This is a genomic window from Mycolicibacterium aromaticivorans JS19b1 = JCM 16368 (assembly GCF_000559085.1).
In the GTDB taxonomy this organism is placed as follows: Bacteria; Actinomycetota; Actinomycetes; order Mycobacteriales; family Mycobacteriaceae; genus Mycobacterium; species Mycobacterium aromaticivorans.
The window spans coordinates 4,625,273-4,637,713 of record NZ_JALN02000001.1 but is presented as its reverse complement, the minus strand read 5'-3'; the positions used below and the strand labels follow the sequence as shown (position 1 = coordinate 4,637,713).

Below are 12,441 nucleotides of genomic sequence, written 5' to 3'. Positions count from 1 at the left end.
CGCTACCTGCTTCCCGACCCGACGATGGTGCGTTTGGCGGACGGGTCGTCGACGGCCCCGGTGACGCGGTCGGCGGCCAGCCGCCCGGAGATCATCGCGGTGGGGATGCCGACACCGGGCACGGTCGACCCGCCGGCCAGCACGGCGTTGTCGATGCCGCGGACCATGTTGGCCGGCCGGAACGGTCCGGTCTGGGCGAAGGTGTGTGCCAGCGCGAACGGCGAGCCGGCGGCCATGCCCTGCGCGGCCCAGTCGGCGGGGGTGACGACGTCCAGGATCTCGGCATCGTCGGCGAGCCCGGGCATCAACCGGTCGGCGGCGGTGGCCACCACCTGGCGCGCGTAGCTGTCCCCGGCCGAAGCCCAATCAACCTTGCCCACTTGGAGATTCGGCGCGGGGGCCAGAACATAGAGCAGATCACGACCGGGCGGCGCGAGACTCGGGTCGCCCGCGGTGGGCCTGGTCACCAGCAGCGACGGGTCGCTCATCAGAGCGCCATCCCGGATGATCTCGTCGAACGTGCGAGACCATTGATGCCCGAAGCTGATGTTGTGGTGCAGCAGGCGCTCACCGACCGCAGGCACTCCGACGTGCACGACGACTGCGGACGGCGCGGGCCGCACCTTGATCGGACGCCGCGGTCTACGGCCGAGAAGCTGATAGGTCAGCGGTAGCTCGGTGGTGAGTACCACGGCGTCACAAGCGATCCGCTCACCGTCGCCGGTACGCACCGCAGTCACTCGTGAGCCGCTGCGTTCGAGCGCGTCCACGGTCGACCCGTAACGGAACTGCACACCGGCCGCTTCGGCCGCGGCGGCCATCGCCTCGGGAACCGCACGCATGCCACCACGCGGGAAGTGCACGCCCGCAACGGTATCCATGTACGCGATCACCGCATAGGCGGCCAGCGCCTGCTGCGGCGGGACACCGGCGTAGAGCGCCTGGAAGGTGAACAGCCGCTGGACGCGCTCGTCGGTGATGAACCGGCCGACCATGCGTTCCCAGCCGCGGAATCCGCCGATCGCGGCCAGCCGGGCCAACTGCGGGGTCAGCAGCGACAGCGGGGAGGAGAAGTTGGACGCGATGAAGCCGTCGAACTCCAACCGGTAGAGCTCGGTGAGCCAGGCACGGAGGCGTTGGTAGCCGGCGGCCTGATCCGGGCCGGCGAACTCCTCGATGGCGGCCGCCATCGCTGCGGCGTCGGGGTGCACGTCCAGCGAGCGGCCATCGGCGAAGGTGGCCCGGTAGGCGGGGGCGACCTGCACGAGGTCCAGATGGTCGGTCATCGATGCACCGACGGCGGCGAACGCGTCCTCGATGATGTCCGGCATCGTCAGCACGGTCGGCCCGGTGTCGATGCGGTAGCCGGCGATGTCGGCCTGCCCCATCCGACCGCCGGGGAACCGGTAACGCTCGACGACGGTGACCGATCGCCCGCGACCGGCCAATTGCATAGCAGCCGACAGCCCTGACAGGCCCGCACCCACGACCACGACATGATCAGTGGCGCCCGGGACGGTACGCATCAAACGCTCCTCTCCACGCCGAGGGCTGGGTTCGCCCCGGCCGAGCCCCCAAGCGATACCCCGCCGGATGCACATGCAATCAACTGGCTTCGGTCTGGCCTCCATTCAATGCGAGTAACGGGCTCCTCGCTGCGGTCGCGGGCGTTTGTCACGCACGCGTAATTTTCCTGCCGGGTCTCCGGCGGCGGGTCCCGCCCGGGCAGACCGGCACGCACGTCGGCGAGAAAGTCCAGGTGGCCGGGGTAATCCGGTTACGGTTCCCCACCCCGGTCGATTATCGCAGCGACGGCGTTTACCCATCAATGGTTCGGGAAACTCGCACCCATCATGAGAAGACCAGCGGTGCTGACCGCTGCCCTCGTAATGATCGGGCTGCTGGCGGCGTGTTCGACGGGTTCGCGGGTTGATCTGGGCGGAGCGTCGGCGGGCAACATCACCGCGGCGATCGCCGGCGAGCCAGACCAGCTCGACCCCCAGCGCAGCACCGCGTACTTCTCCTTCGAGGTGCTGGAGAACGTGTTCGACACCCTCGTCGAGCCCGACGAGAACCTCGAGATGCGACCGGCGCTCGCGGAATCCTGGCAGGTCTCCCCCGACCAACTCACCTGGACCTTTCACCTCCGCCCGGGAGTGAGCTGGCACGACGGCTCGCCGTTCAGTGCCACCGACGTCGTCTACTCCTACCGGCGGATCATCGACGGGAAACTCGCCAACGTCGACAAACTCAGCGCCGTTCGCGACGTGCGCGCACCGGATCCGCAGACCGTCGTCATCGACGTACGACACCCCACCCCGAACCTGCTGACGAATCTCGGCGGCTTCAAAGGGATGGCGATCGTGCAGCGTCGCAACGTCGAAAGCGGCCAGATCGCAACGCATCCGGTGGGCACCGGACCGTTCGCCTTCACCGGACGCAAGAGCGGCGACTCGATCACCCTGACCGCGAACAAAAGCTACTGGGGAGGCGCCCCGAAAGTTCCGGGTGTGACGTTCCGGTTCATCTCCGAACCGTCGACGGCGTTATCGGCACTCCAAGCCGGTGAGATCGACTGGACCGACGCCATTCCGCCGCAGCGTGTCGAGCAGTTGAAGGGCGACGACTCGATCCACCTGGCCGTCACCCCGTCCAACGACTACTGGTACCTGGCGCTCAACGAGGCACGCGCACCGTGGAATGACGAACGGGTACGGCAAGCCATCGCCTACGGCATCGACCGGGCGTCGATCGTGCAAGCCACCAGCTACGGGACCGCGACCGCGAATCAGCTTGCTATTCCCCAAGGTAACCCGTGGTACACCCCGTACGACCGCTACCGCCACGACGAGGGCCGCGCCCGCGATCTTCTCCGGCAGGCCGGGGTCGGCAACCAGAAGTTGGACATGCTGGTGACCAGCGAGTACCCGGAGACGGTCACCGCGGCGCAGATCATCGCCGACAACCTTGCCGGGATAGGCATCGACGTCAGCATTCGCACCGTCGACTTCGCGACCTGGCTCGACGAACAGAACAGCGGCCACTTCGACATGCTGATGATGGGGTGGCTCGGCAACATCGATCCCGACGACTTCTACTACGCCCAGCACCACACCGGCGGCTCGAGCAACGCGCAGAAATTCTCCGACCCGGTTGTCGACCGACTGCTGGACGCCGCGCGCGAGGAGACCGACCGTGCGCGTCGCCACGACGAGTACGCCCGGGCCGCGACGATCATCGCCGACAAGGCCAGTTATATCTACCTCTACAACCCCTCGGTCATTCAGGCGTGGTCGACCAGCCTGGCCGGATATGACGCCCGACGCGACGGGGCCGTGAGGTTTCGCTCAGCCCACCTGACGAGAGGTGGTGCGGCGTGATCGCGTTCCTTCTGCGCCGGCTGCTGTATTCGGCTGTGGTGATGTTCGGTGTGCTTGTCGTGGTGTTCGCGCTGCTGCACCTGGTGCCCGGCGACCCGGTGCGCATCGCATTGGGCACCCGGTACACACCGGAGGCCTACCAAGCCCTGCGGTCGGCCAGCGGTCTCGATCGCCCGCTGGTCGCACAGTTCTTCTCCTACGCCGGCGCGGCGCTGACAGGTGATCTCGGGGTCAGCTTCCGCAACGGCGAACCGGTGACCGCAACACTGCTCGAGCGGCTGCCCGCCACAATGTCCCTTGCGCTGGTCGGCATCGTGATCGCTCTCCTGATCGCGCTGCCCGCGGGCATCTATTCGGCTCTGCACCGCGGCCGACCAGGTGACGGAATCGTCCGCGTGGCAAGCCAATTCGGTGTCTCGATCCCAGACTTCTGGATGGCGATCCTGCTGATCGGCCTATTCGCCTCGACACTGGGCTGGTTGCCCACATCCGGGTACCGGCCGCTGTTGCAGGACCCTGGCGGGTGGCTGCGACACATCGTATTGCCCGGCCTCACGGTCGGATTGGTGGCCGGAGCGATCATGACCCGATATGTCCGGTCCGCGGTGCTGGAAGTCGCCGAGGCCGGCTACGTGCGCACCGCCCGGTCCAAGGGACTTGCACCTATGGTGATCACGTCACGGCACATCGTGCGCAACGCGCTGGTTCCGGTGCTGACCATCACCGGTATCCAGCTGGCGACCATCCTCGGCGGGGTGATCGTCGTCGAGGTGGTCTTCGCGTGGCCGGGGTTGGGGCGGCTGACCTTCAACGCGGTAGCCGCCCGCGACTATCCGGTGATCCAGGGTGCGGTGCTGCTGATCGCCGCGCTGTTCCTGCTGATCAACCTGATCGTCGACGTGCTGTACGCGGTGGTCGATCCACGGATCCGGCTGTCATGAGAGTATCGAATTGGCGCTTGCTGCTTGGCAATCCGGTTGCCTTGGTCAGTGCGATACTGCTGCTGGCCATCATGGTCGCGGCACTCGGTGCACCGTGGCTTGCTCCGTCGGGTGTCAACGATGTCGATGTGCCGAATGCTCTGCAGGCTCCTGGCGGCGCACACTGGTTCGGCACCGACGAACTCGGCCGCGACATCGCCTCCCGGGTGCTGGTCGCGACCCGGGCGTCACTGGAGGTCGCGGTCGTCAGCGTCGCATTCGCTCTCGTCGTCGGCGTGGGTGTCGGCTTGCTCGCCGGCTACCGGGGCGGCTGGGCGGACACGGTGTTGATGAGATGCGTCGACGTGATGTTCGCGTTCCCGGTTCTGTTGCTGGCCTTGGCCATCGTCGCCGTCCTCGGTCCGGGGCTGACCACGACCGTGCTGGCCATCGGCGTTGTCTATACGCCGATCTTCGCCCGGGTTGCCCGGGCCAGCACCCTGGGCGTGCGAGTCGAACCGTATGTGGCGGTGTCACGTTCGATGGGCAGCCCGCACCGCTACATCCTGGCTCGCCACATACTTCCCAACATCGCCGGGCCGCTGATCGTGCAGACGTCGCTGTCGCTGGCGTTCGCGATCCTCTCCGAGGCTGCCCTGTCGTTTCTCGGGCTCGGACTGCAACCGCCGCAGCCATGCCTGGGCCGGATGATCTTCGACTCGCAGGGGTTCGTCACGCTGGCATGGTGGGTGGCGGTGTTCCCCGGCGCGGCGATCTTCGTGATCGTGCTGGCGTTCAACCTGCTGGGCGACGGGCTCCGCGATGTCCTGGATCCCAAGCAGCGCACGTCAACCGAAGCCGGGCGGGGCTCATGACTCCCGTGCTCAGTGTGCGCGATCTGCGGGTGCGACTCGGCCGCCGGGAGATCGTGCGGGGCATCTCATTCGACGTCGAGCCCGAGCAGACGTTGGGGATTGTCGGCGAATCCGGCTCCGGTAAAACGATGACCGCACTGGCGGCCACCGGTTTGCTCGACACCCCGGGCGCGGTTACGACCGGCTCGAGTCAGCTTGCGGCCAGCGATGATTCGCACGCGACCCAGCTGGTGGGTGCGAAACCTCGAGTTCTGCGCAGCGTGCACGGCGGCCGTATCGGCTTCGTGTTCCAGGACCCCGGAACGTCACTCAATCCGCTGCTGACGCTGGAGCGTCAGATCACCGAATCCCTTCAAGCACACAAGAACCTGACCCGGCGCAGCGCCCGGCAGCGTGCGCTCGAGCTGCTGGAAGCCGTCGGGCTTCCCGAGGCGGACCGTCGCCTGGACAGTTACCCGCATCAGCTCTCGGGCGGTCAGCGGCAGCGAGTCATGGTGGCGATCGCGCTGGCCTGCGACCCCGAACTCCTGGTCGCCGACGAGCCAACCACCGCCCTGGACGTGACTACACAGGCGCAGATCGTCACCCTGATCAAGGATTTGCAACGCGATTTCGGCGCCGCGGTGGTATGGATCAGCCACGATCTGGGCCTCGTCGGGCAGGTCGCCGATACCGTCGCGGTGCTGCAGGACGGGGTGTCGGTGGAACAGGCGCCGATCCTGGGCATCTTCGACTCACCAAGCCATGCCTACACCCGTGAACTGCTCGACGCGCGACCGGTGATCGGTGCCGGTGGGCCGCCGCCGGCGCCCGCCGATGCCGCCGTCCTGCTGGACGTCGACAAACTCCACGTGGGATTCGGCGAGATCACGGCCGTCGAGGACGTCTCGTTCCAGATCCGGCGCGGCACCACCCTGGGCCTGGTCGGCGAATCCGGGTCCGGCAAGTCGACGGTGGCCGGGGCGTTGACCGGACTGGTCACCCCCACCTCGGGCACGGCGACGCTGGACGGAGTAGACATTCTCAGGGTGCGCGGGACCGACGAGAAGTCGCTCCGCCGCCGGATCAGCCTGGTGCTGCAGGACCCGTTCGCGGCGCTCGACGGACGCGCCCGCATCGGCTCGGCGATCGCCGAACCCCTTGCCGTGCATGGCATTCGGCGCGGCAAACACGCCCGCGCCGAGCGGGTGGCCGAACTGCTGGAGCTGGTCGGCCTACCGGGAGAGTTCGCGTCGCGCTATCCGCATGAGCTATCCGGGGGCCAGCGGCAGCGGGTCAGTATCGCCCGGGCGCTCGCGGCCGAACCGGAACTGGTCATCCTCGACGAGGCGACGGCATCCCTCGACGTCTCGGTCCAGTCCCGGGTGCTGGATCTGCTCGCCGACCTGCAGCGCGACCTCGGCCTGACCTACCTTTTCATCTCTCACGACCTGGCGGTCGTGGAACGGATGAGCCACGACGTGCTGGTGCTGCGTGGTGGCTCCACCGTCGAATACCGACCCGCCGCCGACCTGCTCGCTGCGCCCGAGCAGGAGTACACCCGGGCGCTGCTGGCGGCCGTACCGCCAGCACGACCGCGCGCGGGCTGACATGCTCGCGGCGTGAAAACACTTGCCGTCACAGAACCCTCCGAGGCGGCCACCGTGGCCGGCTCGGTCAGCACCATCAGCAGCGCGGTCGTCGCCGGGTCCATCGCCACCGTGGGCAGTGCGGCGATCAACGCCTCGATGGCGACCGCGGGCAGCGCCGCCGTCGTCGGATCCATCGCCACCGCAGGGAGCGCCCTCGTTGTCGGCTCGGTGGCCACCTCCGGTAGCGCGCTCATCGCCGGCAGCGTGCTCTCTGTTTTCTCGGTGCGGCTGCGCACCTGCGTGGCGTGCCTGGCCTGCGTGGCATGCCGTGGTTGCACCGCCTGCGTCGGCTGTGTGAGATGCACCGACTGCGTTGGCTGCGTTGGGTGCTACAACTGCTCGGGACTACGCAACGCGAAGGGACTTCGCGACGTACACGCTTGAGCGAAGGGTCGGGTTATGACACAGCTGGACGGGAAGGTCGCTCTGGTGACCGGGGCGTCGTCGGGCCTCGGGGCCGCGACGGCGCAGGTATTCGCTGAGCGAGGAGCGTCGGTATTCGGCATCGCCCGCGACGCCGAGCGGATGGCGACGGTGTTCGAATCCGTTCCCGGCGGCGCATATTCGTCGGTCGACATCACCAGCGCACAGGCCTGTCAGGACGCGGTGGCGCAGTGCGTCGACCGCTTCGGCAGGCTCGACGTGCTGGTGAACGCGGCGGGCTTTCACCAGATGCGGCGCACCACGTCGGTCACCGACGAGGACTGGGATTACGACCTCGCCGTCAACCTGAACGGCCCGTTCTATCTGACCCGCGCGGCGCTGCCGAAGCTGCTGGAGGTGGGCGGCAACATCGTCAACGTCGCCTCGATCGCCGGCATCGAGGGTGAGGTGTATTCAGCCGCCTACTGCGCAGCCAAGCACGGGCTGGTCGGAATGACGAAGGCCTTGGCGATCGAATACACCAAAGAACAGCTGCGGGTGAACGTCATCTGCCCGGGCGGCATGCTCACCCCTCAGGTGACCGAGTTCAAGACCCCCGAGGATGCGGACTGGGATCTGATCATGCGCATCGCCGCGCCCCGCGGGATGATGGCGCCCGCCGATGTGGCGAAGGTGATCGCGTTCCTGGCGAGCGACGATGCGACGACCATCCACGGCGCGGTCTACAACGTCGACAACGGCAAGACGGCGGGCTAACCCGAGGCCTCGAAGTGGCGGCGAATGCCGGCCAGCATCTCCTCGTGGGCGTCAACTGCCTGCCGCACGGTGATACCGAGCAGCGGCCACGGCGCGGTGAACCGGATGCGTTCGGTCAGCCGGGTGCCGATGGGTATCGGATCGAAGGACACCACCGAGTCCAGCCGAACGGCCGGGAACTGGCGGGCCTCGGTGCGAACCGGACCGGACTCGGGCACCTCGAGTCGGGCCGTGTAGGTGATCGGAAGGGTCGCGATGCCGAGCGGGATGCGGTCACGAACCCGATAGACGTGGACGTAGCCGTCGTCGGTGACCGTGTGCGACAGCGTTTCGACCGATACCACCAGGGGGTGCACGTCTTTGACGTTGTTCAGATCGACGTAGTGGGCGCGCACCGCGTCGGGTGCGCCGGGCACGTCCTGTGCGACGACCCGGTCGACGGGGCCTGCCATCGCGCGACTGCTAGCCGGCGGACGCCCTCTGCAGAACGCCGACCTGGTCCGGGCAGTAGGTGCCGATCGCAGCGCCGAGGAACTGCAGAGCCTGGCCCTGGTTGGTCCCCAGCGGCAGGTTGGTCACCAGGAACTTCGCCGAGGCGTAGGCGTCCTTGTCCAGGCCGGTGGCCAGACGCTTGCAGGTGATCTTGCCGATCCACGCGTTGTAGTCACGAGGCCCGTAGATCCCGAACGTGTGCAACTGATTGGCAAAATCGGTGTCGGGGTCGGCGTGCGACGGCGCGGCCAGCACAATCGGCGCCGCGACGGCCGCAGCGGCGACCATGGCAAGCCTCGTAACGTTCATGGGCAAGATTGTAGGGCAGCTAAACACCGTCGCAAGAGCCATCCCGCACAATTGGCCGCGACGGTGAAATCGGCTCTCGGCAAGTGTGACCACAGCGGACCTTGGCCGGCGATGTGACCTCGGGCACGAAGGCCGAGGGAGAATCGATTGCAGCCGTTACCGGGGGGTATCGTCCGATCAATTAAGTGAGCTAATCTCTTACGTTAAGTCAGCTAAGCTGTCGCGACATACAAGAAAACGGGGTTGAGATGGGACGGACGGCCGCGCTCACGAACGGCGCCGAAGGAGTCACCGCGCTGTCCGTGCCGGCGTCGTAGTTTCGTCGGGAAATCCTATGGTCAAGGCACTGAGGCGGGCGTGGATACCGCTGCTCATCGTGGTTGTGGTCGCCATCGCCACGTTCGGCGTCTTCCGCTTGCACGGTGTCTTCGGAAAGACCGAGCTCACCCGTCCCGGCAGCGGCCTGGCCAACGACACCAAGCCGTTCAACCCCAAGCAAGTGACCTATCAGATCTTTGGCCCCGAAGGCGCTGTGGCAACCATCAACTATCTCGACCTGGACGCGCAACCGCAGATCGCCCGTGACATCGCGCTGCCCTGGTCATTGACGCTCACCACGACCGCCCCGGCTGCCAGCGCCAACATCGTCGCCCAGGGCGACACCGACACGATCGGGTGCCGCATCCTCGTCGACGGCGTGCTCAAGGACGAGAAGACCTCGACCGGTGTCAATGCCCAGACCTTCTGCCTGGTGAAGTCCGCATGATCGACCTGCAGACCCCGCCCAAGAAGAATCCATTGATCCCCCGGTTCGTCCGGGCGTTCTCGGTGCCGATCGTCCTGCTGTGGCTGGGCCTGGTCGTCGTCCTCAGTGTCGCGGTTCCGTCGCTGGAACAGGTGAGCCAGGAGCACACGGTCTCGCTGGCTCCCGACGACGCGCCGTCCATGAAGGCGATGAAGAAGGTCGGCAAGGACTTTCAGGAGTTCGACTCCAACAGCAGTGCGATGGTGCTGCTCGAAAGCGATCACCAGCTGGGCCCCGAGGCGCACCACTACTACGACGGCTTGATGCAGAAGCTGCGCGCGGACACCAAGCACGTCGAGCACATCCAGGACTTCTGGGGCGATCCGCTGACCGCTGCCGGATCCCAGAGCGCGGACGGCAAAGCCGCCTACGTCCAGCTTTACCTGGCCGGCAACCAAGGCGAGGCCCTGGCCAACGAGTCGATCGACGCGGTCACCAAGATCGTCAACGACAATCCCCCGCCCGCTGGGATAAAGGTCTACGTCACCGGACCGACCGCGCTGAGCCACGACCAACACAACGCGGGCGACTCGGCGGTCAAGCTGATCGAGGCCATCACGATCGGCGTCATCTTCGTGATGCTGCTGTTGGTCTACCGATCTATCACGACGGTGATCCTCGTGCTCGTCATGGTGTTCACCGAGCTCACCGCGGCCAGGGGGGTCATCGCCTTCCTCGGCCACCACGAACTCATCGGCCTGTCGACGTTCGCGGTGAACCTGCTCGCCACCCTGGCCATCGCCGCCGCGACCGACTACGCGATATTCCTGATCGGCCGTTATCACGAGGCGAGACTGGCCGGTGAGGACCGCGAGACGGCCTTCTACTCCATGTATCACGGCACGTCGCACGTGATCCTGGGCTCGGGCTTGACCATCGCCGGCGCGACATTCTGCCTGCACTTCACCCGGCTTCCGTACTTTCAATCGCTGGGCTTCCCGCTGGCCATCGGCATGCTCGTCGTCGTCATCGCGGCGCTGACCCTCGGCGCGGCCGTCATCTCGATCGGCGGCCGGTTCGGCCTGTTCGAGCCCAAGCGGAAGATGAACACCCGCACCTGGCGACGAGTCGGCGCCGCGGTGGTCCGCTGGCCCGGACCGATCCTGGTCGCCTCGATCGCGCTGTCGCTGATCGGGCTGCTGGCACTTCCGTCATACAAGACCAATTACAACGATCGCTACTACCTGCCCGGCAGCATCCCCGCCAACCAGGGTTACGCAGCCGCCGACCGGCACTTCCCGCAGGCCCGAATGAATCCCGAGCTCCTGCTGATCGAAACCGACCACGATGTGCGCAACCCGGCCGACATGCTCGTCATCGACCGAATTGCCAAGACCGTCTTCCACATTCCGGGCATCGGTCGGGTGCAGACGATCACGCGTCCGCTCGGCACCCCGATCGAGCACACCTCGATCCCGTTCATCATCAGCATGCAGGGCACCAACCAGACGATGAACATGTCCTATCTGCAGGACCGCATGAAGGACATGCTGAAGATGGGTGACGAGCTACAGGTCACCATCGACACCATGGAGCGCATGCTGGCGCTGACCAAGGAGATGGTCGGGATCACCCACAGCATGGTGGGCAAGACCAAGCAGATGGTGGCCGACACCAACGAGATCCGGGACAACATCTCCGATTTCGACGACTTCTTCCGGCCCATCCGCAATTACCTCTATTGGGAGCCGCACTGCTTCGACATCCCGCTGTGCTGGTCGATGCGATCGATTTTCGACTCGCTCGACGGAATCGACACGCTCAGTGACGATCTCGGGGCACTGGTGGTCGACATGGACAAGCTCGACGTCTTGATGCCCAAGATGCTCGAGGTCATGCCGCCGATGATCGCGACCATGAAGACCATGAAGACCACGATGCTGACCATGCAGTCGACAATGGGTGGGCTGCAGGATCAGATGGACGCCATGCAGCAGAATGCCACGGCATTGGGGCAGGCGTACGACGCATCGAAGAACGACGACTCCTTCTATCTGCCGCCCGAGGTGTTCGACAACCCGGAGTTCAAGCGCGGCCTGAAGATGTTCGTCTCGCCGGACGGAAAAGCGGTGCGGTTCATCATCTCCCACGAAGGAGATCCCGCGACGCCGGAAGGCATCTCACACATCGACAAGATCAAGAACGCCGCTTTCGAAGCAATAAAGGGCACCCCGCTGGAGGGCTCAAGGGTCTATCTCGGCGGCACGGCGTCGGTTTACAAGGACATGCAGGAGGGCGCGAACTACGACCTCATGATCGCCGGTATCGCGGCGCTGTGTCTGATCTTCATCATCATGTTGGTGATCACCCGAAGCGTCGTGGCGGCGGCGGTGATCGTCGGCACGGTGGTGCTGTCGCTCGGTGCGTCGTTCGGGCTGTCAGTCCTACTGTGGCAACACATTCTGGGCCAGCCGTTGCACTGGCTGGTCATCGCGATGGCGGTGATCATCCTGTTGGCGGTCGGATCGGACTACAACCTGCTCCTGGTCGCCCGGTTCAAGGAAGAGATCCACGCCGGGCTCAACACCGGCATCATCCGGGCGATGGGCGGCAGTGGATCGGTGGTGACGTCGGCCGGCCTGGTCTTCGCCTTCACGATGGCCTCGATGGCGGTCAGTCCCCTTCGGGTCGGCGGCCAGGTGGGCACGACGATCGCCTTGGGCCTGCTGTTCGACACCCTGGTGATTCGGTCGTTCATGACGCCGTCGATCGCGGCTCTGCTGGGCCGGTGGTTCTGGTGGCCGCAGCGGGTGCGTCAGCGCCCTCTGCCGGAGTCGTGGCCGACGCCGCAGGAGGCGGCGGAACGGCGGCCCGCGGACGCGAACGCGCCCGGCAGCTCGCCCTGATCAGCGCAGCGATTTCACCTGGCGAGTCGTCGTTGGCACATCG

At 66.2% G+C, this 12,441-nt stretch carries 11 protein-coding genes; 8 read left to right on the top strand and 3 right to left on the bottom strand.

The genetic code is table 11. The annotated features are described in order from the left end of the window. Positions 1-2: 2 nt before the first annotated feature. A complete protein-coding gene (gene crtI, locus Y900_RS22110; RefSeq protein ID WP_036344545.1) occupies positions 3-1,526 on the bottom strand; it encodes a phytoene desaturase family protein in 1,524 nt (507 codons plus the stop codon). 327 nt (positions 1,527-1,853) lie between these two features. Here crtI and Y900_RS22105 point away from each other — a divergent pair, with 327 nt between their 5' ends. From Y900_RS22105 to Y900_RS22080, 6 genes are read left to right on the top strand one after another with little or no spacing between them, the layout of a single operon-like run. Then, on the top strand, positions 1,854-3,380 hold the full coding sequence (locus Y900_RS22105) for an ABC transporter substrate-binding protein (RefSeq protein ID WP_036344544.1): 1,527 nt from the start codon (positions 1,854-1,856) through the stop codon (positions 3,378-3,380). Further along, positions 3,380-4,321 (top strand): ABC transporter permease, encoded by a 942-nt coding sequence (locus Y900_RS22100; RefSeq protein WP_420329837.1) that lies wholly within the window; start codon positions 3,380-3,382, stop codon positions 4,319-4,321. The genes Y900_RS22105 and Y900_RS22100 overlap by 1 nt, the downstream gene beginning before the upstream one ends. Then, the gene (locus Y900_RS22095) at positions 4,318-5,175 is read left to right on the top strand and encodes an ABC transporter permease (RefSeq protein WP_036344541.1); all 858 of its coding nucleotides are present in this window, start codon (positions 4,318-4,320) and stop codon (positions 5,173-5,175) included. Before Y900_RS22100 ends, Y900_RS22095 begins: the two co-directional genes overlap by 4 nt. Beyond that, complete coding sequence (locus Y900_RS22090; protein WP_036344540.1) at positions 5,172-6,764, top strand: dipeptide ABC transporter ATP-binding protein; 1,593 nt, start codon at positions 5,172-5,174, stop codon at positions 6,762-6,764. Before Y900_RS22095 ends, Y900_RS22090 begins: the two co-directional genes overlap by 4 nt. Positions 6,765-6,776: 12 nt before the next feature. Further along, positions 6,777-7,190, top strand: coding sequence for a hypothetical protein (locus Y900_RS22085; protein WP_036344539.1), 414 nt, complete (start codon positions 6,777-6,779; stop codon positions 7,188-7,190). Positions 7,191-7,205: 15 nt separating this feature from the next. Continuing rightward, positions 7,206-7,946, top strand: a complete 741-nt coding sequence (locus Y900_RS22080; RefSeq protein ID WP_036344538.1) for an SDR family NAD(P)-dependent oxidoreductase — start codon at positions 7,206-7,208, stop codon at positions 7,944-7,946. On the opposite strand, the gene Y900_RS22075 is transcribed toward Y900_RS22080, so the two are convergent. Together Y900_RS22075 and Y900_RS22070 are read right to left on the bottom strand one after the other, a co-directional pair. Next, positions 7,943-8,398, bottom strand: coding sequence for an SRPBCC family protein (locus tag Y900_RS22075; RefSeq protein WP_036344536.1), 456 nt, complete (start codon positions 8,396-8,398; stop codon positions 7,943-7,945). The two genes, Y900_RS22080 and Y900_RS22075, sit on opposite strands and share 4 nt — an antisense overlap. Before the next feature lie 10 nt (positions 8,399-8,408). Then, complete coding sequence (locus tag Y900_RS22070; protein ID WP_036344535.1) at positions 8,409-8,747, bottom strand: DUF732 domain-containing protein; 339 nt, start codon at positions 8,745-8,747, stop codon at positions 8,409-8,411. 334 nt (positions 8,748-9,081) lie between these two features. Between Y900_RS22070 and Y900_RS22065 the strand changes: the two genes are divergently transcribed. Together Y900_RS22065 and Y900_RS22060 are read left to right on the top strand one after the other, a co-directional pair. Further along, on the top strand, positions 9,082-9,513 hold the full coding sequence (locus Y900_RS22065) for an MmpS family transport accessory protein (RefSeq protein WP_036344534.1): 432 nt from the start codon (positions 9,082-9,084) through the stop codon (positions 9,511-9,513). Then, on the top strand, positions 9,510-12,398 hold the full coding sequence (locus tag Y900_RS22060) for an MMPL/RND family transporter (RefSeq protein ID WP_036344533.1): 2,889 nt from the start codon (positions 9,510-9,512) through the stop codon (positions 12,396-12,398). Before Y900_RS22065 ends, Y900_RS22060 begins: the two co-directional genes overlap by 4 nt. Positions 12,399-12,441 lie beyond the last annotated feature (43 nt).